Consider the following 23,218-nt stretch of genomic DNA (forward strand, 5'->3'; position numbering starts at 1 on the left):
ATTGCGATTAAACCCAGAACTTTACTTGCCTTGGAACTATAAATCACAACGCATAGACTAAATTCTGGACTCAAGCATATTTTTGATGGTGAGTTACGCTAACTTGCCGTAAGCTCACCTATCTATATGATGATGCTAAAAAAAGCTTGAAATATCTTTTTTCGGAGCGTGGCTGGCTAAAACCAGAAGATATGTCACCGACTAAGCCCATTGCTTTTAAAGCGCGTGATGGTTTAACCATTCATGGATATCTAACGTTACCCAAAGGGAAACCAGACAAAAATTTGCCTTTGGTTGTGATACCTCATGGCGGCCCTCATGGCATCAGAGACTTTTGGGGGTTTGATGAAGATACTCAATTATTAGCCAGTCGAGGTATTGCAGTGCTGAAGGTCAACTTCAGAGGGTCGGGTGGTTATGGCGATATTTTTGAGTATGCGGGTTACCAAAAGTGGGGGCGTGAGGTGCAATTCGATATCATTGATGGAACCAAGTATGTGATTGAGCAAGGCTACGTTAACCCAGATAACATGTGTATCATGGGGGCGAGCTTTGGTGGTTATTCAGCTCTACAAAGTTCGATCTTGGCGCCCGACTTATTTAAATGTGCGATAGGTGTCGTTGGTGTCTATGACTTACCTTTGATGTTTAAAGAAGGTGATATTTCAGAGTATAAAACTGGCCGTAACTATCTAACTAAAGTGCTTGGAAGTGATCCGCAGGAACATAAAGCTTTTTCACCAAGCTATAACGTCGATAAACTTAAAGCAAATGTGCTCATTGTCCATGGTGGTGAGGATCAAAGAGCACCAATTGAGCACGCGGAGTCTTTGGTTGAGGCACTAAAAAAAGCTGAACACCCATATGAATATATGCTGTTGGAAAGTGAAGGTCACGGCTTTTACAAAGCCAAGCATCGTCAAGAGTATTACATCAAGATACTCGCCTTTTTAAATCAAAACTTAAAACTCTAAGCTTGAAAAGGCGATGATGAGTCAAAGACCACTCGATTAAAATGTGTGATTCACAAACGAGTTTACAACGACGAGACTAAATAGGAAGACGGCTGTGTCTAAACAATACTAGCCGTCTAACTGGCGAAGATCAGGCACTTTTAAGCGAATGGCATTAACGAGAAGTCGACTTTTTATATGGTTTTAGTCTAACGTGGGAAAGCGCTTTGCAATGTCTGATTCTGTACTTTGAGCAACCCAGCCAGCTTCATTATTGAAAAAGCGAATAGCAGTAAACTCAGGGTCACTGCCCATATCAAACCAATGTGCAGTGTTGGCAGGCACAGAGATCAAGTCACCTTGTTGGCAGTGCACTTGATAAACCTTGTCATCAATATGTAGGCAAAACAGACCTTGCCCTTTAACAAAAAAGCGTACTTCATCTTCATTATGGGTATGCTCAAATAAGAACTTTTCACGTAACTGGGCGGCATTGGGGTTGCCTTTTTCAAGCGCAATCACATCCACAGTTTGGTATCCGCCATTGGCTTGAACACGTTCAATATCCATTTGGTAGCTTTGCAAAATATCCCCATGGGTCATCGCGGGCGTGATCTTTTGTTGGGCTTGCCATTGTTCAAAGTTAACACCAACTTGTGCAAGGTGTTGTTTTATCTCGTTTGTGTCTGTGCTTTTTACCAGCGCATTGCTTGGGTTTTGGTCAGCAAAAATAGTCAGTTGGCTCATAGTGATAATGCCTCAAATTGCGCAAAATTTTCAATGGCAGGATGATTCTCAGACTGTGGCTGGTTATCGCGCCATAACTGTAAGGTTTTCATGCCTGCCGCTTTTGCAGCATCAAGTTCAGCAACTACATCACTGAGAAATAGAATATGCTGCGCATCATAGGGAAGCTGAGCAGCAATGGCGTGATACGATTCAGGCTCTTGTTTAGCGCCGATATGGGTGTCGAAATAGCCCTTAAATAAATGGCGAATATCACCATAATCAGAATGTGCAAACAACAGGTGTTGCGCTTTTACTGAGCCTGATGAATAAACATATAAATCGATATTCTGCGTGCTTTGCTCATTTAAAAAAGCATACGCATCAGGATAAATATGCCCGGTAAAGTCGCCATGCTCATAGCCCGCTTGCCAAATAAAGCCTTGCAGTTGCTTTAGGGGCGTCACCTTTTTATCTGCTTCAATCCAACCTAATAGTGCTGATATCACTTCATCAATGCTGGCTTGAGGGTTATCAAGCTCGTTACGCACTGCGTCAATTTGTGCCTTTACATCATCACGTTGTTGATGAGTCTGGACAAACTCTGCTAGGTGTTTAGCGGCATAGGGAAAGAGTATGTCCTTTACAAATGAGATGCGGGTGATGGTGCCCTCAATATCCGTCACTATGGCTTTAATCATTTAATTGACTCCAATTTGATGCGTTCTAACTCGCAGGCAAATAAAAACTCTAACCCTTCAATGTGTCGGCGTGTTTCATTGATATTTGTCCCTAATGCATACAGCCCATGGCCACGGATCAATACCGCATGAGTAATAGGGCGTTGCTGATGATACTCAGCCACTTGGGATGCTAAGCGTTCGATATCTTGATCATTATCGAAAATGGCAATGTCAACTGGGGTATGGTGGGATGTAATGCCCGATAACGACTTTTGCATTTCATATCCATTGATTTGTAAAATGTTGTTCTTCTCAAATCTAGATAAAACCGTTGCGGCGACAGAATGCGTATGCAATACACACCCTGTGGTTGGTACTAGTTGATATAGTTTTAAATGCAATGCTGTTTCAGCAGATGGCTTGCCGTCACCTGAGCGTATCTCACCATTTTTATTTAACTCCAAAAAATGTTGTTCGGTTAGGCTGCCTTTATCATGGCCACTGGCTGTAACAACAAAACCGTCATCCGTTTTTATTGAAAAATTACCACCGGTTGCCGGTACCCAACCTTTATTACTAATCCACTTTCCGGCGTCAATTAGCGCTGATTTAGCAGCATCACTATTCATCCTGTGTTACCTTGTATTCTCAAATAAGATAAAATATTTAGACGGCTATACATCTATTTGTGTAATAATAACATTGCTTTTAGTTTTACACCATCATCAAAGAGAGAAGGACATTGGAAAGTAAATTACCCCACGTTGGCACCAGTATTTTTAGTCAAATGACTGGACTGGCGAATCAATATCAAGCAATTAATTTGTCTCAAGGCTTCCCTGAATTTGATACCCCAGATTTTTTAAAACAGCGGTTGGCAGTGTATAGTGAACAGGGGTTTAATCAATACTCACCATCATCCGGAATAACTGCATTACAAAGCCAAATAGCTGCTCTTATTGCGCGTCGTTATAAGCAAACCGTTGAACCTGAAAGTACCGTGACGGTCACCAGTGGAGCCACTGAAGCACTCTTTGTTGCTATTCAAGCGATCACGCAAGTAGGTGACGAAGTGATAGTGTTTGACCCAGCTTACGATAGTTATGCGCCAGCCATTGAATTGGCGGGAGGCAAAGCGGTTCATATTGCGTTGCGAGCCCCTGATTTTCGGATTGATTGGCAACAAGTGAAGAATTCGCTCAGCGATAAAACGCGCGCAATTATTATAAATACCCCTCACAACCCCAGTGCCAAAATAATTTCACAAAGTGATGTTGCACAGTTAAAAGATTTGCTAATAAAGCACAATCTATTGCTTATTAGTGACGAAGTTTATGAACATATCACTTTTGATGGGCAACCTCATTTTAGCGCGCTGTTAGATGAAGAGATTTTTGCCCGTAGTTTCGTGATCTCTAGTTTTGGTAAGACCTTCCATTGCACAGGGTGGAAAATGGGCTACTGTGTTGCGCCAAAAAATCTATCTGAAGAGTTTCGTAAAGTTCACCAATATGTGACGTTTTCAAGTTTCACGCCAGCCCAGTTAGCGCTTGCTGATATGCTCAAAGAGCATGCAGAGCATGTTGATGAGCTGGCACAGTTTTATCAACAAAAAAGAGACACATTAGTACAGGCTGTGCAAAATAGCCGCTTTGAAATTTTGCCAAGTGAAGGGACTTACTTCTTGTTACTGGATTACTCTGCCATCTCGCAGCTCGATGACGTCGCTTTTTGCGAATACTTAGTGAAAGAGGTAGGCGTTGCGGCAATTCCGTTAAGTGTATTTTATGATAAGCCCCCGGGCGATAAGATAATTCGTTTATGCTTTGCAAAGCACACCGAGACATTACTCAAAGCTGCAGAAAAACTATGTTCACTTTAGTAAAAAGCGTTTATTAAAGAATGTGAGCCCCACGCAAAAACAGGCGAGTGGGGCTTTAAATAAAATGCCTATGAAGCATTATATTGGTGTACCAATAGTGTTGCATTTGGTGCTGGCTTTTCTATGTTGAAGTATTCAAGTAAGCGGCGCATCTCATTCGATTGCTCAGCCATTTGCTTAGCAGCCGCCATCGTTTCTTCAGTGATAGCAGAATTTTCTTGGATTAAGTCAGTGAGCCGCTGTACCACTTGGTCAACCTCTTTAATGGCATGCTGTTGGTTGGTGGTGGATTGATTGATTTTTACTATGGTATTGCTCACTTCGAGTACCGCTGCGACGATATGATCTAGCTTCAAGCCAGAGCTATTTGCCATTTCAATGCCTTGACCCACTTTATCGTTACTGTTGGCGATAATGTCTTTAATTTGCTTAGCTGATGCCGCACTGCGCCCAGCCAGATCTCTCACCTCATTGGCGACTACGGCAAAGCCTTTGCCATTTTCTCCGGCTCTGGCGGCTTCAACAGCTGCATTGAGCGCAAGCAAGTTGGTTTGAAATGCCAAGCCATCAATAACAGAGACGATTTCATTGATATTTTTACTCGCTTTATCTACTTCGTCGATGGCACTGACGGTATCTTTTGACAGTTTACCGCCTTCTTTAGCGGTTTCCTCAGCTCGGTGCGCTAATTTTACAGCTGCCCCTGATTGTTCGGATACCAAGGTTAGTGCCTCAAGCATTTGACTGGTACTCGCGCTGGCTTCTTCCAAATTAGCGGCCTGCTCTTCTGTGCGTGCGCTTATTTCGGTATTACTATCGGCTATTTCGGAAGCGCTTTGTGAGACGTTATTAGCTGATTGCTGGATGCCTTCAATGACCTCGGTGAGTTTCTTGATGGTTGAATTCACATCTTGCTTGAGCATAGCGAAAACTCCCTCATACTCACCTTGTACTGTATGAGTTAAATCGCCTTTGGCTAAGGCACTTAGCACTTGAGTTACCTCGCTGATGGCGTCGTTGATAATTGCCGTAGAGCCATTTACATCGTCTTTTAGCTGTTGTAGTTGGCCCTGAAGGTTGGAGGTGATCTGCAGGCTAAAATCTCCCTGACACATGGCGCTCATAACGCTACCAAGCTCGGCAATAATTTGGTTTAAGTTATTGACTGAGCGATTAATATCAGTTTTTAGGCTATGTAGTTGACCTTTCATCGGCGCTTCAATGGCGCGGTCAAAGCGGCCATAACTGATGGCTGTCATGACCGAAGATATTTCACCAACAGCGTCATCTAAAGACTCGATAGAAAGATTAATATCATCTTTTAAGCGACCTAGCTGACCTTGCGCATCGCAGTTAACGGTATGTTTAAAGTCACCTTGGCTTACTTGCGCCATAACAGTGCAAATTTCTTTGATAATATTCGCTAAATTGGTCACGCTAAAATTGATATCATCTTTGAGTTCTTCAAGTTGGCCATTTAGTGGCAAGTTGATCCGTTTTGAAAAATCACCACAGCGAATTGCGCTCATAACATCGCTGATATCATCGATGGCACCCGATAAACTCGATACAGAGTTGTTAACACTGTTTTTTAACTGCTCTAGTTTGCCGCCTGCATTAATGCTGATTTGTTCTTTGAAATTGCCTTGCTCTACATTTTCCATCACATGGACAATTTCGTTCATGGTGGTATTTAGGCTGTTTAGTGAATAGTTAATATTGTCTTTAAGTCTTGCAAGGTCACCGGACATAGGAGATTGTAATTGATTATTAAACTGTCCTTCAGACATCTCTTTAATAACGGTATTTATTTCTCCTATTGCAACATCTAAAGTGCTCGCGCAATGATTGGTAGCACTCTTTAAGATATCCAGCTCACCTTTGCAGTCCACTGTAATTCGCTCTGAAAAGCAGCCTTTTGCCATCTGATTCATCACTCGATTCGTTTCTTCGAGGGAGACCTGTAAAGCATCTAGTAAGGAATTAAAAGCCTGTGCAGATTGCCCGATTTCATCTGAAGATGTGATAGGCGCACGTAACGAAAAGTCGCCTTCATTTTCAACCCGATACATTGTTTTAACCAAAGCTTGAACTGGCTTGGTCAGGGTTTTTGCAAACCAGATAGCCACAATGACTATGATGATAATACACACTGTGAGCACTATAGCGAGTACTCGCGTGAGCTGAGTGACGGCTGAAAAAGCCTCCGCTTCATCAATCTCGGATAAGAGTGCCCAGCGAACACCTAGAACCTCAACAGGGGAGTATGAAGAAAGCACGGGCTGGCCATTATAGTCAGTGATGAGCTTTTGTCCTTGCTCACCGTTGATTGCTCTGTGAAATGCTTCGGTATTTATTTTGCTGGTATCTGGGTGTTTAAAAGCATTCACGACAGAGCGATTAATTGGATCAAGGTATGAGTCCGAGCGCATGAGCCCTTCAGGACCAACTAAATAGGTTTCTCCACTCTTACCAAGCCCTTCTCGCTCTGTCATGATGCTGTTGAGCGCAGTTATTGAAAGCTGGAACACTAAGGTTGCGCCTTTGCTACCTTCAATGTGAATGGGGGCGGCAATGAAACTAGCCGGCGCGTTATATGAAGGTAAGTATGGCTCATAGTCTACAAAGGCAAACTCTGAGCTATCTTGTAATTGTTTAGCTTGCTCAAATACTTTGGCCAAACCGCTCTTGGCGAACGGGCCTGTGACTAACGAGGTGGCAAAATCCAATTCTTTGTAGACTGAGTAGGCTACAACACCTGTATCATTATCAATAATGAACAAATCATATAGATTAAATATCTGTGCTATGTCTGAAAAATACGCATGATACTGCTGGTGAACCAAGTCGTAATTGTCTTGGTGGCCGGTACTAACGAGACGCAGCTTTTCGCCAAGTGGGTAAGAGTTATCGGCGATGTAGCGAGTTTGCAGTGCTGCCGCTTCGGGTGATAGCTGATTAAACAATTCTTTGGGAGGTTGTGCATCTGGGTTACTTTGTGCAAATTTTTCAAGGAACTGTGAATTATAAAACTGTGCCAAATTATCAGATACAACCGTAGGGGTATCTAAGTTCGCAATCGCGTAAGTAAAAGCTTGTGCAGCCGTAGCAGTATGGGGATTAACAGTGAGCGATTGCAGTTTGTCTCGCACCCCTTGAAAATGTCTAACAACAGCATTTTTCTTAACTTCACTGACAGCATTTAGTTGAGCATACGATTGCTTTTGCAAAGCTGAAGATGCCTGATATAACGCAATGCTGATAATGCATGCTATGGGGATGAGTGCGACTGCCAGAAAAGCAATATTGAGTTTTTTGGTTAAGTCTAGCGAAGTGACAGCATGAGCAAATTTTCGCATAACATATTCCTTGTTCATAAAGTGTTGCTAAGAGTGGCTAACAAAAAACAACGGCCAGTTAGAAAGTGTAGAACAATTCTTGTTTGCGTCTATATAAAAGGAAAGCTTTTATTACGAAAATAGGATGTGTTATTGTTTTTGAAATAGAAATAAAGTGCTGTTTTTTGAAAGGAGCAGACACTCTGCTCCTTCGTTTGCTGTACTTGCTCAGCCTAGGGTGCTTTTTCTTACAAAGCTTAAATACGCTTCTAAGCTTTCTTGCCACAATGTCATCGCCTTGGTGAGTTCCCCATCGCTTGATTTGCCATCAAGCAAGCGACGTTCAACTTTCTTTAATGCTAAGCCATATCTATTGAATCCCAGCTGTAAAGCAGTGCCTGCTTGACGATGTAAGAGCTTAATACACTGTTCATTATTTGCTCCCTCTAATTGTTGTATATGAATGAGTTTATTGCGAGCAGAGAGTACAAACTCGTTGTAGACAGAGGATATTTCATCTTCACTAAAGCCGCCTTTTAGAGAATTTACGGCGGTATCATCATACAAGGTATCCGTCAGCTCCACGCTAATGGTTGGCTTTTGAGCGCTTTGCGAATCGCTCAGTGCACGGCGTAGTTTTTCTTGTTTGATGGGCTTGCCAACAATGTCTTTGATGCCCAGTGTTAGGTACTCTTTGATTTCATCAGGACTTAAACTTGCCGTAAATGCCAAAAAGGGTGTGCGTTTGTTTTTATGATCCATATTTTTCAGTTTGCGCATGACTTCTTGACCAGTGAGATCAGGCAAATTCATATCCAGTAATACCACATCAAATTGATGCTGTTGTAACAGGGCAATTGCACTTTGACCATCGGTGGCAAGCTTGACCTTATGTTCATCTGCGGCCATAAACTCGATAGCAATTTTTTGATTCAGATCTAGGTCTTCAACGAGTAACACATTCAAACCAATCAAACAGTCGGGGTTGTGATGTCGTTGCTCAACTAAACTTAATTCTCCTAATGCTAATGTTACTTCAAAGCTAAATGTACTGCCTTGTCCTAAGGTGCTGTCGATGTTCAGTTTGGAGCCCAAGCGTTCTAACAAGCGGCTGGTGATTGCCAGTCCAAGGCCTGTACCACCTTTAACTTTTCCTGCACTACTTTGCACATAAGGTTCAGTTAATTTATCAATGTCTTCGCTGTCTATACCTGGGCCTGAGTCTATTACGCTGAAGCGCACTTGATGGCTCATGTTATTCTCATTCACCAGTTCAACTTGGATTTTTACACTGCCTTTATCGGTAAACTTTATTGCGTTTCCAACTAAGTTGATGACAATTTGCCGAAGTTTCTGCTGATCACAGTAATAGCAAGCTTGCTCTGGCAAGTCGTATATCAATTCGAAAGATAGCTTTTTTTGCTCTGCAAGGGGACTAAGGAGTAAACACAAGTTATTTAGCCAACTTTTTAGCTCAACATCTTCTTCATACAAGGCTTCATCACTTTGATCTAGGCTGGCATAGTCTAACACCTTGTCTATCAATAAATTGAGCGACTCGGCTGAGTTGATAATGGCTTCGCAATAAGCTTTATTTCGGTGGTTGGTTGTACGGTTTAGCACCAACTGAGCACTGCCTAAAATCCCGTTGAGGGGGGTCCGAATTTCATGACTGATGGTTGATAAAAATAGCCCTCTTATCTCAAGGTCTTTTTGTGCTTTTTCGGTCAATCTATTTAAGTTTAACTCTCTGCGCTCATTACATAGCAATGCCATTCCGGTAGCATAAAAAATAGGGGCTAGTACGCCATTGATGAAGAGTGTTGTAACAAACCAATTGTCATCCAGTAGTTCTAAATGGGTGATATCGCCCATTAAGAAGGTACGGGCAGTGAAAGCACACATCACCAAGCACAGTATGATGGAGTAAACGATAGTACCATTTGGGTAGAGATGGCGAGCAAAACGTAAAAATAGATACAGTAAGAAAATTGTTTCTGTAATGTGCTGTAAATCGGAAACTAAAATGCGATAGCGTAAGTTATCATTTATCGCACTAAAGTAGATCAAGCCAATAAATAATACTGCGGTGATGCATAAAAATAGTTTTAGCTCAAATTTTTTGTAACCAAGAAACTGAGAGATGGCAAAGCAATGGATAATCGATGCACTAAATAACAAGGCATTTGCACTACCGATACTTTGCCACATATCTAACTTACTGTGGACCGCAAAGCTGACAATGGCGGCAAGTAATACCAGAGGGTAAAAAATATAAAGCAAAGTGCCCGGGGTGTCTTTATTGGTTCGCCAAGTTAAAAAGTTTAGCAAAACCATCATTGCCATCATGGCTATGCTAGTGATATACAACGTTTTTGGATCGAACATGCTCGTTATTGTTTTTATATTAGGATTTAACGATTAAGCATAGAGATTTGTATAAGGTGAGTAAAGAAACAAAACAGCCGCGATTGCGGCTGTAAGAAAATATTTATGCATAAGCTAATGTGGTTTTTACATTAACGAATTTCATCAGGAATATTTTGCTGCGCCCAAGAAAGCAGCTCAATACGGTTACGACATTTGGTTTTTCTAAATGCGCTGTATAGGTGAGTTTTTACGGTATGCGGGCTGATATTTAAATCTTCCGCAATTTCTTTGTTTTTTGCACCTTTACTCATGAGTGAAATAATGGCTTTTTCACGCTTGGTAAGTTTGACTGGTTCAATATCACCTTCGGTCAGCTTATGTAACGCATCTTTATTAAATTGCAGCATGCGATTGAGCGCGTTGCACATGATCTCTCGGCGATACCACAGCTGATTTTCCAGTAAAAGTCGAATACCCTTCATTAACACATCAGCGTTATCGGTCGTGTAAAACACGCCACGGATACCACTTAGTAAGGCACGATTGGCCAACTCGGGATTTTCGTCAAGATTAAACAAAACGATATCACAATTGACTTTGAGTCGACTAAGTTGTTCTTTTAACTTAATCCAAGCATCCTTTGGCGCAGTTTCGATAAAGAGGATACGCGTTCCTTCAGGAACATCTTCGATATCTGTACTGGTTGTCACTTCCAGCCCTTGGGTTTTTAATAATGGCTGTAGGACATTGATTCCTATTGTATTAATTGGGTCTTTGTCTAATAACAAAAAGGCAGAACTGCTCATTGATACTAACACTCTTATTCAAACTGATGACTTAATGCTAACATGAGGGTCCGCCCTTTTGTATTAGTATTTTCATCAAGGTTTAGAAGTAATTGCTATATGTTACTGCTCAATAACTTCATGAACAGTAACAATTTATCGTTTCTTTAAGTTAACTTTTTGATATGAATACAGTTTTGTTTTTTGAAATAATAACTTAACTGTTTACATTAATTAACATAGAATAATTTAGATTAGTTCTTTTTTCCTATCTTGATAAGGAGGCCAGCCCATAGGCTTACCTGCGAGTAGATGTAAGTGAACATGATAGACCGTTTGTCCGCCATGTTCGTTACAATTCATGACAACTCGATAACCTTCCTCTGCAAAACCATACTCTTTGGCAAGTTTTGCAGCGACAACATACAAATGGCCGATGAGATGTGAATTTTGTTCATTTACATCATTGATGGTTGCGATACGCTGTTTTGGGATCACCAGAACATGAAAGGGCGCCTGTGGATTAATGTCTTTAAAGGCGAGTGTGTGTTCATCTTCGTAAACAACATCCGCGGGGATCTCTTTATTGATAATTTTGTCAAAAATGGTGCTCTCGGTCATGTTAGGTCCTACTAAAAGTTTTTGTTACTGCATTAGCACTTACGCATAAAGAGTATACTAAGGTTTAATAGATACACTAATGACAAAGTTTACTTTGACTGTCAAACTGCTTGTGATAATAAGATGTTAAATTGAAAGGGGATGGTATGAATATTAGGCCAGTTATTTTGTTACTGACCTTGTTAGTTGGCGGTCACTTGGGGTTAGCACACAGCGCGACCGTTAATTTTTCTCAAGAGCTTTATCCATTGCAGGTTAATGAGCAAGAGATAGAACATTCATTGTTCAATAAAGTCACCAAATTGACTTTAGCTCCAGGAAAGTACGCACTGAAGCTCAAATACAGTGATTTGTATGAACTTGATTATGATGAGCATGAAGTGGTTGAGTCTGAGCCTTTTTGGGTAACTATGTTAATTGATCAAGAGGGAGATTATCAGCTGCTATTTAAGCGCCCCGTTGATGTGGCACAGGCTGAACAGTTTGCAAAAAAACCGAGTGTTGCAGTAAGGCAACCTGACAATCAGGTTGTTACATTGGTACGTATTAAGCCAATGGTAATGCACGGCGGTGATGTTGTATCACAACAGAAAATGGTGTCTTCAGCTGTGCAAGCGACGCAAGTTCTTGTGCAGCCATCTAGCTCAGTGGCAAAGCCAAAAGGGGTGTCACATCCGGATGCCTTTTCGATGTTAGAATTTTGGTGGCAACAAGCCAATGACGCGCAGCGAGTTGCATTTTTAGAAAAAATTAAGGGCCAGTAAAGGCCCTTAATTTTTCATTTGGTTTACGCTTATTTTTCGAATATCGCGTCTATTGAACCTTGTGCAAGTGAGTGATAACCCAGGCGTGCTTTTTGATAAACATCATAAGCCCAGTCACGTTTGCCGTTTGTAACCAGTGCTTTGTATAACGGAACAATCAGTTTACGACGACCAATAGTGGTTAAGTGTTTTTCAAGTGCAGGATAAATGGCCTCGTAGCCGTTACCCACAGCAAGCATATACCAAGCAAAAGCACGCTCGGCATTGGTTGAGTTGGTTAGGTTAAATGCACTATCTAACTCGGACATCCGCACTGTATCTAAATCTCTAGGAAGGTTGTTGATAAAGTGTAACCACTCATGCACGCTCCATTGCGTTGTAGGTAACTCGCTTAACGTTTTTTCACCTTTCAACCATGCTTGAGTAAGTACATCTACTTTTTCAAATGCATCCGATGTTGGGTTTGGTGCATCGGCAGGAAGCCCTGGCTCAAAGATCCACTCTTTGGCTTTTTCTAGGCTCACAACGCCGGGATATTTTTGTAGCAAGTTGTTATTTAAATAATCAACAAACTCTGCGGTTGTTAGAGACTTGAATGAGTAAGTTTTAAAGTACTCTTTTACAAATACATCAAACTTCTCACGGCCAAACTTTTCTTCTAAATACATTAAGAACAATTGCCCTTTAGTGTATGGCACTGAGCTAAATGCATCGTCAGGATCGCGACCGTTGAGTTTTAAATTTAAGCGTGTATCTGGTTCATCAATGGTTTTGAGTAACTCTTTTAAACCAGCGGCATCCAGTGCTTGTTCCATAACTGCGCGCTCGCGGCCAAATACTTCTTCCATAATACGGTTTTCAACATATGAGGTGAAACCTTCGTTAAGCCATAGATCTTCCCATGTGGCATTGGTTACTAAGTTTCCAGACCAAGAGTGTGCCAATTCATGGGCAATTAGGTTAACTAAACTCTTATCGCCGGCAACCACCGTTGGGGTGATAAAAGATAAACGAGGGTTTTCCATACCACCGAATGGGAAGCTTGGTGGCAGCATTAGTAGGTCGTAGCGACCCCAAGCATATTCACCGTACATAGCATTGGTTTTGTTGATCATCGTTTGCGTGTCGTTAAACTCGGCAACTGATGCATCTAGAATTTGTGGTTCAGCAAAAATCGCTGTTTGATGCGACATTTCTTTATATTCTAAGTTACCTGCGCCAATTGCTATGAGGTACGGTGGGATTGCCTGTGGCATATCAAACCAATAGTCACCATCTTTAATTAATGCGCCGCTGTTGTCGGCACTCATTACCGCTCGTACATCGTCTGGTGTTTGAATGCGTGCTGAGTAGGTAACGCGCATCGCTGGTGTATCTTGTACAGGGATCCAGCTGCGTGCATGGATAGCCTGTGATTGGCTGTACATAAATGGATGCGTTTTACTTGCTGTTTGGACAGGAGTGAGCCATTGCAGGCCAGAAGCTTGTGGCAAGCTATTGTAGTAAATACGCGCCTTTTTAGCTTGCTCTTTAAATTTAATGGTTAGCTTGGCACCTTTCACATCATCACGCTTTGCCAGAGTAAAACTTGCCTTGTGCCATTGTCCGTTTTGTCCTTGGTACATGACTTTGTCGATTTCTAAATCGCGGGTATCGAGTACTAAAGTGCGCGCATTGGCGTTTTGCCACTCTAACGTGTGCTCAACAAAACCCTCGAGTTGTTTATCTGCAAAATCGACATCTAAGTCCAAATGTAGATGTGTAGAGATAACATCATTCAAGTTAGCATAGGTATGTTGGTCAACGGCAGTTGCAGCAATTACAGTGTGAGAGAGTCCGGCCAGTGCTAAGCTGGTCGCGAAGGCTGTTAATTTCATAAAATCCTTGCTCATTATTCAGTGTTAGTGGTCATGTTATAACATGCTTAGTGTGAAGATCACACATGGATGCGCCTAGTGAAGTGTTCAGGTAAACTAACGGCACTCAGATTATTTTGTTAAGGCCATCGAGTGCACGCTTTACAGTCTCTACATACTTTTGCTTTACCCAGTCAGTGCTCACAGTTAGTTACAGTGAACCACTGGCAGCAGCTAACAGAAATCGACTTTTCACAGCCATTTTGTTTACTAGGCGAGGGGAGCAATACCATTTTTGTTGATGACTTTGTTGGCACAGTTATCAAAATGGCACTTAAGGGAGTGGCTATACAAGAGCGTGATTCGGATTGGTTGGTCACAGCTGCAGCTGGTGAGAATTGGCACCAACTAATTTTGCAGTTACTTGAAAAAGGTATTGCAGGACTTGAAAACTTAGCGCTAATTCCCGGTACAGTTGGGGCGGCACCAGTACAAAATATTGGCGCGTATGGCGTTGAGTTGGCTAAATTTGTTGAGTATGTAGAAGGGTTTGATATTGATACACAACAAATCGTGAATCTGACTCGCGAGCAATGCGAATTTGGCTATCGTGACTCAATTTTTAAGCATGCATTAAAGGGGTGTTTCGTGATAACACAGGTGGGCCTAAAAATAACTAAACAGTGGCAGCCTGAACTTAGCTATGGGCCTTTGCAGCACCTCAAACATACCCACCCTAGCGCTTGGCAGGTGTGCCAAGCGGTGATTGCTATCAGGCAAAGTAAACTACCAGATCCCAGCGTGTTGGCAAATGCGGGTAGCTTTTTCAAAAACCCAGTGGTGAGCAATCAGCACGTCAGTAAGTTAAAGCAGCAATTTGCAGATATGCCTACTTACTTTGTTAATGATAGTCAGCAAAAACTTGCGGCTGGATGGTTGATAGAGCAAGCAGGACTTAAAGGACATCAAATAGGTGGCATTGCGGTTTATCACCAACAAGCATTGGTGCTGGTTAACCAAGGTAACGGTAGCGCAGATGAGTTGGTCTCGATGATTAAATATATCCAGCAGCAAGTATGGGAAAAGTTTGCCGTAAAGTTAGAGCACGAAGTGCGTTTATTAGGTCATGATAACGAAGTCCATATTCAAGGAGCAGTGTGTGAATAAAGCACCTGAAGGAAATAAATTAGCTATTTTGAACGCACTAAACCAAGGAGGTTTTGTGTCGGGGCAGTTGTTGGGCGAGCAGTTGGGAATTAGCCGTGCTGCGGTGTCAAAACATATTGCTTCACTGCAAGAAATGGGTATTGATATTTTTACCGTCAGTGGCAAAGGGTATTGTTTAAACCATAGCTTACCATTGTTGGATAAAACACAGATCATTGAACAGCTAGCGCACTTAGAATGCTACAACTCGGTGGAAGTTGAGGCTATTATTGATTCGACAAATAGTGAGTTGATGCGCCGAGTTCAAAATCGGCAGCCCTTAGAGTCTGGGCAAATTCTTGTTGCTGAAATGCAACAAGCAGGACGAGGGCGACGGGGCCGTACTTGGCAATCACCATTTGGGGCGAATCTTTATTACAGCTATTATTGGCGTTTAGATGATGGATTGCAGGCGGCAATGGGTGTATCTATCGCAGTTGGACTAGCGGTATATGATGCAATCAAGGTGCTATATAACTTAGACGTTGCACTGAAGTGGCCAAATGATATCTATCTTAACAATAAGAAATTGGCAGGGGTGTTGGTTGAACTCGATGGTCAGGTTGAAGGGCCATGTCATTTAGTTATCGGAATTGGCATCAATTTGTTGATGCCAGATGGGGCATCAGCACAAATAGATCAGCCTTGGACAGACTTATCGAGCCATGCAGGCAGCATCGACAAGAATCTGTTGGTTGCCGTGCTGACTCAGCGTTTAGCTGCGCGTTTAGCGAAGTATCAGCACAGTGGGCTTACTCAGATGACCGCGCAGTGGAATTCACTCAATGCGTTTGCTGGCGAAGTGGTAACACTCAGCACAGGACAACGCCAATGGCGAGGCGTGTGTGAGGGCATTGATGCACAAGGCGGTATCGTATTACGCCAAGATGGGGTGTTAAAAAGTTATTTTGGTGGTGAGATTTCACTGCGTAAGGAAGGGTAATGCGCTTACTAATCGATGTCGGAAATACCGCAGTAAAACTGGCTTTGGCGTCTGATCACAGTATTCAACTCATTCATGAAGACCAAGTGCCGTGGGATGATATAAATGAGGTGCTGGTGGCTCAAGTGGGTAAGTCTGACGCTTTATCTCCTTTTGTAAATAAAGCACAAGCGAGCGGGATAAAAGTGATACACGCGCATGTGAGTGCAACTTTAGGGCAATTGCATTGTGCTTATGAACACTACCAGAACCTTGGCATCGACCGATGGCTTACCGTTGTCGCGTGTCACTATTTATATCCTAAACAAGATTGCGTGATTGTTGACTCGGGAACAGCCACAAAAGTGGACCTTCTCAGTGCGGATGGTCACCATCTTGGCGGTTGGATTTTACCAGGGCTAGATATGATGATTGATAGCTTGGTGGCGAACACACAAAAGGTATTTAGCGACGAACAGTGCCCATTTGCACAAGAACTGGGTAAAAACACCCCGAATGCCGTGAAAAATGGCGCCTTAGTGGCCACGTTGGGCGCCGTGTATGCAGCAATAGAAAAGTTTGGGTCGAATAAAGGTAAGCTCAAGGTGATTTGTGCGGGTGGATATGGTGAATTTATTGCTCAGCAACTTAATTGTGAGGCTGTGTACCACGACGCTTTAGTGTTGCAAGGCTTAGCTTTTTGGCGTAAAAACACTCAAATTTGAACGTATTAGCGTACTATTGCCGCAAATATGAGCACTTAAACAATAATTTATCATTTTTTTGCAGATTGTTGTTGCATCGCCCGAAACCTTGCTCTAGAATCTCGCCCCGTACTAAAGCAGTGCCGACTTAGCTCAGTTGGTAGAGCAACTGACTTGTAATCAGTAGGTCATCCGTTCGACTCGGATAGTCGGCACCATTTTTTACACTGCAATCTGCAGATGCTTTAGGAAAGAATTTTTCGTGGAGGGGTTCCCGAGCGGCCAAAGGGATCAGACTGTAAATCTGACGGCACTGCCTTCGCTGGTTCGAATCCAGCCCCCTCCACCACTTTATTCTTGACGGTTCGAGGTAGTTAAGAACAGGTTCCTAAAGCGGGCATCGTATAATGGCTATTACCTCAGCCTTCCAAGCTGATGATGCGGGTTCGATTCCCGCTGCCCGCTCCAGTATTCTGGTGTGCTGATATAGCTCAGTTGGTAGAGCGCACCCTTGGTAAGGGTGAGGTCGGCAGTTCAAATCTGCCTATCAGCACCAGTCTTAAGAATCTTCTCAAATACTTCCTTTGATTTGTCATTAAAAAATTGAAAGAATAATCTTAGCTCGCATATGGCGGGTTATTTTTATATGTAATCTAGATACACAAAAACTGATAGGTTCCGTCATGGCAAAAGAAAAGTTTGAACGCGTAAAACCGCACGTAAACGTAGGTACAATCGGCCACGTTGACCACGGTAAAACAACTCTAACAGCAGCAATCACAAACGTGCTAGCAAAGCACTACGGTGGTCAAGCTAAAGACTTCGCATCAATCGATAACGCTCCAGAAGAGCGTGAGCGTGGTATCACAATCAACACTTCACACGTTGAATACGATACACCAACACGTCACTACGCACACGTAGACTGTCCAGGACACGCTGACTATGTTAAAAACATGATCACGGGTGCTGCACAGATGGACGGCGCGATCCTAGTAGTAGCAGCTACTGACGGTCCTATGCCTCAAACACGTGAGCACATCCTACTTTCACGTCAAGTTGGTGTACCTTACATCATCGTATTCATGAACAAATGTGACATGGTTGACGACGAAGAGCTTCTAGAGCTAGTAGAGATGGAAGTACGTGAGCTACTTTCAGAGTACGACTTCCCAGGTGATGACCTACCACTAATCCAAGGTTCAGCGCTTCAAGCACTTCAAGGCGACGCAGCTTGGGAACAAAAAATTCTAGAGCTTGCAGAAGCACTAGACACGTACATTCCAGAGCCAGAGCGTGCAATCGATAAGCCATTCATCATGCCTATCGAAGACGTATTCTCAATCCAAGGTCGTGGTACAGTAGTAACAGGCCGTGTAGAAGCTGGTATTATCAACGTGAACGACGAAGTAGAAATCGTAGGTATCAAAGATACAACGAAGACAACTTGTACGGGTGTTGAGATGTTCCGTAAGCTTCTAGATGAAGGTCGTGCGGGTGAGAACATCGGTGCACTACTACGTGGTACTAAGCGTGACGAAGTTGAACGTGGTCAAGTACTATGTAAGCCTGGTTCAATCAAGCCACACACTAAATTCACTTCAGAAGTATACGTACTTTCTAAAGATGAAGGTGGTCGTCATACTCCGTTCTTCAAAGGTTACCGTCCACAGTTCTACTTCCGTACAACTGACGTAACAGGTAACGTAGAGTTACCAGAAGGCGTAGAAATGGTAATGCCTGGTGACAACATCAAGATGACTGTAGAGCTAATCGTACCAATCGCGATGGACGAAGGTTTACGCTTCGCAATCCGTGAAGGTGGCCGTACAGTAGGTGCTGGTGTTGTAGCTACAATCATTGAGTAATCAATAGATTGCAGTAACACTGTAAAAAAGGTCACTTAGGTGGCCTTTTTTAATGCCTGAGATTTTGGTCGTAGGTCGGATAAGCGAAGCGCCATCCGACGGAGTGAGTCCCTCAACGGTTGTTAAACTTGCTCGTTTCACCTTACGAAAAAGGAAGCGACCTCATCAGCTATTTAAATACAAATATGTAGAGCAAATTCCAGCAAGTATGTTTATGAGGAATGCAAAGAGTGATTTCATAGCAAAAGAACGGCCTTTCTTTTTATTATAATTGGCTAATTCAGATAACTTTTTTTTATCCCCAGAGGTGAATTGAAAAACCACTCTACTACCTTCTAGCTCGCTTAGCTCTGAATAAACACGGCTAGCAATAATATGCCCGAACTTGGTTACGGGAGTTAACATGTATATACCGATAAAAATCCAAAGTGCACTTGCTTGCAGAGTGATATTGCCAGAGAACTTATTTGTGTCTAACCAGAGGTAAGCTGTTACCCATACAAGTGAAAACATGAGTGCGAAAGAATGATGTATTAGCATTGCAACAATATTTTTTCGTAACTTGAACCAATAAAACTTGCTAGGTATAAGTTCTGGTTCTTTTCTCCCTTCATACCAATCACTCACCTCGTTGATTAGCTCTTTACTGATCTGGGAGTTAATAAAGTCTACTCTACAAAATGCTGGCGCAGTAAGAATGTCCATTTGATCGAAGTCATCTGCATTGCCAGAAGCAACCATTTGAAGAAACTTTCCAGGCTTCATATCACAAGATATTCTAACGAGTAATGTATGTCTTTGTGGTATCTTATAATCGGGCAATGTGATCATAAAGTCCCATTTTATTACAAGTTCCTCTATACATTCTGGTTCATGCCAGTGATGCTCTTCAAACTCCCGCCAAGTTCCAAACTCGCTGATGTCTGTGCCTTTACCAACGCTCACAGTAGTAATTTGAGCATCGATATTATGTATTTTTAGTTTTCTAGTAATACATTCATTCAGCTCAATGATATCGTCCTTTTCCAAAAAAACAGCGGACGAAAATACCTTCGTCCGAGAATCAGGTTTTCCAACACACAAGTAAAATAAGGACTTTAAACTTTCTTTAGGGAGGCTGCCAATGAGCTTTCCAGCATTCTCAACTTGAATCTCGTTACTATTTTGTAGATTGTTCATATCCATCCTTACGATGTTTGAGAGAGTGATTAGTAATTGATCTTAGATTTAGATGAAGACCATTTCCAGTTGTGTTAATTGTTAGATGGAGGAGTCATCAGAATCCAAAGAACAATTTTACTAAGTTTTGAACATCATAAGGCTTCAGTTGGTATGCAAAAATATAATAAAGGTTCTTGACCTAAACCTAACTTGAGCTTTTATCTTTGCTACCGACATAAAAATACTTTAAGGAAAATAATATGTTAGAGAAGTACGATTTACCACTCGCTCACTATATCCGCTTGTATTTAGATACTCTGTCTTTATCTGCCCCCATTGGTAGTTTTGAGCTCGTTGCGCAATTGCAAAAGCAGCATTTAGCAACCTACAGTTTTAGCAGTATTAACGCTATGCAAGGTGCTTACTTATCTCTTGAAGCTGAGGCATTGTTTGAGAGGCTGATCACCAAGCGCCAAGGTGGGTATTGCTTTGAACATAACCGAATCATGTATTTAGTGTTAGAAGCGCTAGGTTATGACGTAAAGCCTGCGTTGGCGCGCGTGATGTTAAATGGCAGAACTGACAACCCTCGCACGCATCGCGTCACCTTACTGCGCTTTGGTGACAAGACTTATACCATTGAAGTCGGGTTTGGTGTGAAAGCACCGATTGTACCTATTGAGATCAACCGCAATCAGGTGGTGATTGAAGGTGTGAACCAATATGAAGTTCTCTGTGGTGAAGGGACTGTTACGATTTCACAAACTGTGCCTGAGACTATTTCTTTGTATCAAATCGATTTGGCAGAGGTATTTGAAGGAGATTGCGAAGTAGGGCATTTTTATAGTCATCAACATTTTGAGGCTGCATTTGTGAATAACCTCGTTGTATCACGTATTGAAGACGGACAACGTTATCTAATCCGTAACGATAGTTTTATCCACATGAATGAGCAAACAGGTGCGCAAATACAGCAAACAATTCATGATGTGTCACAGCTAAAAGATCTATTAAGTAACTATATGGGTGTGCAAGCCAGCGATGCGTATTTAGCTTATGCCTTTGATAAAGTACAAACACGCATCACGAGGCAAAGTTAGTAAGTATGCAGGGCTTTTTCACAGCGCACTGATGTTTTGAGCTTTTTACTCAGTGCGTGATGGCTTTTACGCAGTTTGCTGATAAGCGCTTCGTCGCTATTGATGTTTGCGGCTAAATACATGCGCTTACTTAAATGTTCAGATACATAGACTCTTTCCCACTCGTCGGTACTTCCCAGTGATTTTTTGACGTTTTTGATAAATAAGTCGGCACCATATAACAAGTCAACACGTTCTTTGTTGAGCATCAAAGCGCCTTGTTGATGACTGGCTAGGATCACTAAATTGTCATCTTGGGTGAAACCTTGCTCCACGAGATGTTGCTCTGTAGGCTGTCCAGATGCCACTGCCACAATATATTTTTTAATATCTTCAATGCTATTCACTTCAATGTCTTTTCTAGCTTTGAGTTTGTAAAAAGACACATTTATTTCGCACAGAGGCGCAATCCAGTGATAGAGCTTCTCGCGCTCTTTAGTACGTGCAAGTGAATAGATAAAGGTGTTTGGCGTTTGGTTTACAATATGGTTAGTTCTAAACCAAGGTAATACATGAATTTTATAGTCAATATTACTGTGCTCGAACAGGGTTTTTACTAACTCTGTAGCAACACCGCCTATCTTGCCAGGCCCCATAAACTCTTGATAGGGTGGGAAGTCTTCTGTGTATATATGGATCTTACTTTTGGGGTCGTTAGCAAGTACACTGGCAGCATGAAAAAAAAAGCAGCAAAGTAAAATGCGGCACAAGTATTGTTGCATAATCAGATCCCTTACTTGGTTGTACTTTTTTAAGCGTAGTCAAAAAGGTGTGAGTTGGCGTTATTTTAGTCATCGCATCGTGGGCCTAGATTGGCTACAATGTTATCAGTCATGATAAAGAGTAAGTAACGTTGAATTTGAAAGGAAAATAGCTGTATGACTCGAGCCATGGTGTTATTGGGGAGTTTATTCTTACTAAGTGCATGTACTAGCTTAGTTGAAAAGGGTGACAAGCTGTATGAGCAGGGAATGTATCAACAAGCTGCAGAGTTTTATCAACAAGCTTTAGAAGAAGATGCCAATGATGTAGAAGCGCAGCAGCGCCTCAATCAAGCACGTCACAAAATTATTGATAGAGGGCTGATAGAAGTTCGTATGCTGAGGCTCGCATCAAACCACATCGGTGCAGCAGATAAGCTTGAGTCTATTTTACGTAACCAAAGCGTTTGGCATCTTGAAGCTATGGGCGCACAGGCGGCAACCCAAAGTGAAGAAGTGCGTTATGCTGAGGCGTTTCTCAAAGAGCATGGAAAAACCTTAGCAACCAGTAGTTTTCCCGATCAATTTCGTTGGTTTGAGCACAAATATGCATTTTTAATTGCCAATGCTCAGCTAACAACGTCATTAAAGAGTTATCAGCCACAGCTAAGCAAATTAGCTAAGCGTAAATGCGACGCTTTAGCTGAACAGGTTAAGGGGCAGCGTTTCTTTTTATATCAGCTTACACAAAAATACTGCTCGGTATGGCAGGTTAAGCAAAATTTGTCTGTCGATCATGTAGATAATAGTCGTTATTCAAACCTAGTCTTTAACAAGCAATTGCAACTTAATACACCGCAAAGGCGTGCTCATCAGCAGTTGATTGACGGCACTATTAGTCAACTACAAGATAGTTTTCAGCGCAGTATTTGGTACGCTCCAAAAGCGACTCAAGCGCTAGATATGACCATTGCTGCAGATGTAGATTACCAACAAGTACGGACACACAAGCAACAAGAAAAACGCTATCTTGTTAAAGAGCTTAGACAGGATCCAAATGATAGTAACAAGCAGGTAGAGGTAGATGTTGAGCGCGTTTACATATATCCACTAATTGACTATCGCGAGACATATTCTGCGCGATTAAGCTATCATAGCAAGCTTGCTGGGATGCAGTTGTCTAACCAATATATGGACAGTCAGGGCAATCAAACAACAAGCCACAGTGCTAACTTTGCAGAAGCTGAACTACAGCCTAGAGCTGCTGAATTATTAGATCAACAAGCGCTGTTTTCTTCTTACTTAACTAAATTATCTCAAGGATTTGAGCAATCGCTTACACAATTGTGGCAGCAACAATATTGCCAAGACCAACGCGCCGAATCCAATGCGGAAAATGTACTTAGGTGTGCACAAATCGAGCCGAGTAATGCGTATGTAAATAGTTGGTTTGAACGTCAGTTTGGCATTGATTATAAAGCAATGCGCACTTTATACGGTATTTAGCAGGACGTAAAGAGCAAGTTTAACCCGCCTCTT

At 42.1% G+C, this 23,218-nt stretch carries 18 protein-coding genes, 4 tRNA genes and 1 pseudogene; 13 read left to right on the forward strand and 10 right to left on the reverse strand.

Annotated elements, in window-relative coordinates; translation table 11 throughout:
* Window positions 1–119: 119 nt before the first annotated feature.
* Window positions 120–974 (forward strand): annotated as a pseudogene (locus HC733_RS13665) (alpha/beta hydrolase family protein); the annotation flags it as partial.
* A 183-nt stretch (window positions 975–1,157) separates the two neighbouring features.
* On the opposite strand, the gene HC733_RS13670 reads toward HC733_RS13665, so the two are convergent.
* Genes HC733_RS13670 through HC733_RS13680 form a run of 3 tightly spaced genes read right to left on the reverse strand, consistent with a single transcriptional unit; the run spans window position 1,158 to window position 2,991 of the window.
* The gene (locus HC733_RS13670) at window positions 1,158–1,700 is read right to left on the reverse strand and encodes a 1,2-dihydroxy-3-keto-5-methylthiopentene dioxygenase (RefSeq protein WP_190365605.1); all 543 of its coding nucleotides are present in this window, start codon (window positions 1,698–1,700) and stop codon (window positions 1,158–1,160) included.
* Window positions 1,697–2,380 carry an acireductone synthase gene (gene mtnC / locus HC733_RS13675; protein ID WP_190365606.1) on the reverse strand — a complete coding sequence of 228 codons (684 nt, stop codon included), beginning with the start codon at window positions 2,378–2,380 and terminating at the stop codon, window positions 1,697–1,699. Before mtnC ends, HC733_RS13670 begins: the two co-directional genes overlap by 4 nt.
* Window positions 2,377–2,991 (reverse strand): methylthioribulose 1-phosphate dehydratase, encoded by a 615-nt coding sequence (locus HC733_RS13680; protein WP_190365607.1) that lies wholly within the window; start codon window positions 2,989–2,991, stop codon window positions 2,377–2,379. Before HC733_RS13680 ends, mtnC begins: the two co-directional genes overlap by 4 nt.
* A gap of 113 nt (window positions 2,992–3,104) precedes the next feature.
* On the opposite strand from HC733_RS13680, the gene HC733_RS13685 reads away from it, so the two are divergent.
* On the forward strand, window positions 3,105–4,244 hold the full coding sequence (locus tag HC733_RS13685) for a methionine aminotransferase (RefSeq protein WP_190365608.1): 1,140 nt from the start codon (window positions 3,105–3,107) through the stop codon (window positions 4,242–4,244).
* A 68-nt stretch (window positions 4,245–4,312) separates the two neighbouring features.
* Here HC733_RS13685 and HC733_RS13690 read toward each other — a convergent pair whose 3' ends face one another.
* The 4 genes from HC733_RS13690 to HC733_RS13705 all read right to left on the reverse strand — a co-directional run bounded on the left by HC733_RS13690 (window position 4,313) and on the right by HC733_RS13705 (window position 11,358).
* On the reverse strand, window positions 4,313–7,603 hold the full coding sequence (locus HC733_RS13690; protein WP_190365609.1) for a methyl-accepting chemotaxis protein: 3,291 nt from the start codon (window positions 7,601–7,603) through the stop codon (window positions 4,313–4,315).
* Between the two features lie 207 nt (window positions 7,604–7,810).
* Window positions 7,811–9,970 carry an ATP-binding protein gene (locus HC733_RS13695; RefSeq protein ID WP_190365610.1) on the reverse strand — a complete coding sequence of 720 codons (2,160 nt, stop codon included), beginning with the start codon at window positions 9,968–9,970 and terminating at the stop codon, window positions 7,811–7,813.
* 131 nt (window positions 9,971–10,101) lie between these two features.
* Window positions 10,102–10,758 (reverse strand): helix-turn-helix transcriptional regulator, encoded by a 657-nt coding sequence (locus tag HC733_RS13700; protein ID WP_190365611.1) that lies wholly within the window; start codon window positions 10,756–10,758, stop codon window positions 10,102–10,104.
* A 228-nt stretch (window positions 10,759–10,986) separates the two neighbouring features.
* Window positions 10,987–11,358 carry a histidine triad nucleotide-binding protein gene (locus HC733_RS13705; protein ID WP_190365612.1) on the reverse strand — a complete coding sequence of 124 codons (372 nt, stop codon included), beginning with the start codon at window positions 11,356–11,358 and terminating at the stop codon, window positions 10,987–10,989.
* Window positions 11,359–11,504: 146 nt separating this feature from the next.
* Between HC733_RS13705 and HC733_RS13710 the strand changes: the two genes are divergently transcribed.
* The gene (locus HC733_RS13710) at window positions 11,505–12,122 is read left to right on the forward strand and encodes a DUF2057 domain-containing protein (RefSeq protein ID WP_190365613.1); all 618 of its coding nucleotides are present in this window, start codon (window positions 11,505–11,507) and stop codon (window positions 12,120–12,122) included.
* Window positions 12,123–12,151: 29 nt separating this feature from the next.
* On the opposite strand, the gene HC733_RS13715 is transcribed toward HC733_RS13710, so the two are convergent.
* Window positions 12,152–13,999 carry a M1 family metallopeptidase gene (locus tag HC733_RS13715; protein ID WP_190365614.1) on the reverse strand — a complete coding sequence of 616 codons (1,848 nt, stop codon included), beginning with the start codon at window positions 13,997–13,999 and terminating at the stop codon, window positions 12,152–12,154.
* 132 nt (window positions 14,000–14,131) lie between these two features.
* Here HC733_RS13715 and murB point away from each other — a divergent pair, with 132 nt between their 5' ends.
* The 8 genes from murB (at window position 14,132) to tuf (ending at window position 18,678) form a co-directional block, all read left to right on the forward strand.
* On the forward strand, window positions 14,132–15,145 hold the full coding sequence (gene murB / locus HC733_RS13720) for a UDP-N-acetylmuramate dehydrogenase (protein ID WP_190365615.1): 1,014 nt from the start codon (window positions 14,132–14,134) through the stop codon (window positions 15,143–15,145).
* The gene (birA, locus tag HC733_RS13725; RefSeq protein ID WP_342366018.1) at window positions 15,138–16,127 is read left to right on the forward strand and encodes a bifunctional biotin--[acetyl-CoA-carboxylase] ligase/biotin operon repressor BirA; all 990 of its coding nucleotides are present in this window, start codon (window positions 15,138–15,140) and stop codon (window positions 16,125–16,127) included. The genes murB and birA overlap by 8 nt, the downstream gene beginning before the upstream one ends.
* Window positions 16,127–16,831, forward strand: coding sequence for a type III pantothenate kinase (locus HC733_RS13730; RefSeq protein WP_190365617.1), 705 nt, complete (start codon window positions 16,127–16,129; stop codon window positions 16,829–16,831). The genes birA and HC733_RS13730 overlap by 1 nt, the downstream gene beginning before the upstream one ends.
* Before the next feature lie 121 nt (window positions 16,832–16,952).
* Window positions 16,953–17,028, forward strand: a tRNA-Thr gene (locus tag HC733_RS13735).
* A 46-nt stretch (window positions 17,029–17,074) separates the two neighbouring features.
* A tRNA-Tyr gene (locus tag HC733_RS13740) sits at window positions 17,075–17,159 on the forward strand.
* Window positions 17,160–17,203: 44 nt separating this feature from the next.
* A tRNA-Gly gene (locus HC733_RS13745) sits at window positions 17,204–17,278 on the forward strand.
* Window positions 17,279–17,290: 12 nt separating this feature from the next.
* Window positions 17,291–17,366: transfer RNA gene (locus tag HC733_RS13750), tRNA-Thr, on the forward strand.
* Window positions 17,367–17,493: 127 nt separating this feature from the next.
* The gene (tuf, locus tag HC733_RS13755; protein WP_190365618.1) at window positions 17,494–18,678 is read left to right on the forward strand and encodes an elongation factor Tu; all 1,185 of its coding nucleotides are present in this window, start codon (window positions 17,494–17,496) and stop codon (window positions 18,676–18,678) included.
* Window positions 18,679–18,843: 165 nt separating this feature from the next.
* Here tuf and HC733_RS13760 read toward each other — a convergent pair whose 3' ends face one another.
* The gene (locus HC733_RS13760) at window positions 18,844–19,857 is read right to left on the reverse strand and encodes a hypothetical protein (protein ID WP_190365619.1); all 1,014 of its coding nucleotides are present in this window, start codon (window positions 19,855–19,857) and stop codon (window positions 18,844–18,846) included.
* Window positions 19,858–20,099: 242 nt separating this feature from the next.
* On the opposite strand from HC733_RS13760, the gene HC733_RS13765 reads away from it, so the two are divergent.
* A complete protein-coding gene (locus tag HC733_RS13765; RefSeq protein ID WP_190365620.1) occupies window positions 20,100–20,939 on the forward strand; it encodes an arylamine N-acetyltransferase family protein in 840 nt (279 codons plus the stop codon).
* On the opposite strand, the gene HC733_RS13770 is transcribed toward HC733_RS13765, so the two are convergent.
* The gene (locus tag HC733_RS13770; RefSeq protein WP_190365621.1) at window positions 20,936–21,700 is read right to left on the reverse strand and encodes a substrate-binding periplasmic protein; all 765 of its coding nucleotides are present in this window, start codon (window positions 21,698–21,700) and stop codon (window positions 20,936–20,938) included. The two genes, HC733_RS13765 and HC733_RS13770, sit on opposite strands and share 4 nt — an antisense overlap.
* Window positions 21,701–21,856: 156 nt before the next feature.
* Between HC733_RS13770 and HC733_RS13775 the strand changes: the two genes are divergently transcribed.
* The gene (locus HC733_RS13775; protein ID WP_190365622.1) at window positions 21,857–23,185 is read left to right on the forward strand and encodes a hypothetical protein; all 1,329 of its coding nucleotides are present in this window, start codon (window positions 21,857–21,859) and stop codon (window positions 23,183–23,185) included.
* Window positions 23,186–23,218: the final 33 nt, after the last annotated feature.

The sequence above is a fragment of the Pseudoalteromonas sp. S16_S37 genome, from assembly GCF_014694405.1.
Lineage (GTDB): Bacteria > Pseudomonadota > Gammaproteobacteria > Enterobacterales > Alteromonadaceae > Pseudoalteromonas.

Coding starts and splice junctions, on each gene's coding strand:
- HC733_RS13670 (WP_190365605.1), bottom strand. CDS start 1,700: ATGAGCCAACTGACTATTTTTGCTGACCAAAACCCAAGCAATGCGCTG.
- mtnC (WP_190365606.1), bottom strand. CDS start 2,380: ATGATTAAAGCCATAGTGACGGATATTGAGGGCACCATCACCCGCATC.
- HC733_RS13680 (WP_190365607.1), bottom strand. CDS start 2,991: ATGAATAGTGATGCTGCTAAATCAGCGCTAATTGACGCCGGAAAGTGG.
- HC733_RS13690 (WP_190365609.1), bottom strand. CDS start 7,603: ATGCGAAAATTTGCTCATGCTGTCACTTCGCTAGACTTAACCAAAAAA.
- HC733_RS13695 (WP_190365610.1), bottom strand. CDS start 9,970: ATGTTCGATCCAAAAACGTTGTATATCACTAGCATAGCCATGATGGCA.
- HC733_RS13700 (WP_190365611.1), bottom strand. CDS start 10,758: ATGAGCAGTTCTGCCTTTTTGTTATTAGACAAAGACCCAATTAATACA.
- HC733_RS13705 (WP_190365612.1), bottom strand. CDS start 11,358: ATGACCGAGAGCACCATTTTTGACAAAATTATCAATAAAGAGATCCCC.
- HC733_RS13710 (WP_190365613.1), top strand. CDS start 11,505: ATGAATATTAGGCCAGTTATTTTGTTACTGACCTTGTTAGTTGGCGGT.
- HC733_RS13715 (WP_190365614.1), bottom strand. CDS start 13,999: ATGAAATTAACAGCCTTCGCGACCAGCTTAGCACTGGCCGGACTCTCT.
- HC733_RS13730 (WP_190365617.1), top strand. CDS start 16,127: ATGCGCTTACTAATCGATGTCGGAAATACCGCAGTAAAACTGGCTTTG.
- tuf (WP_190365618.1), top strand. CDS start 17,494: ATGGCAAAAGAAAAGTTTGAACGCGTAAAACCGCACGTAAACGTAGGT.
- HC733_RS13760 (WP_190365619.1), bottom strand. CDS start 19,857: ATGAACAATCTACAAAATAGTAACGAGATTCAAGTTGAGAATGCTGGA.
- HC733_RS13765 (WP_190365620.1), top strand. CDS start 20,100: ATGTTAGAGAAGTACGATTTACCACTCGCTCACTATATCCGCTTGTAT.
- HC733_RS13770 (WP_190365621.1), bottom strand. CDS start 21,700: ATGCAACAATACTTGTGCCGCATTTTACTTTGCTGCTTTTTTTTTCAT.
- HC733_RS13775 (WP_190365622.1), top strand. CDS start 21,857: ATGACTCGAGCCATGGTGTTATTGGGGAGTTTATTCTTACTAAGTGCA.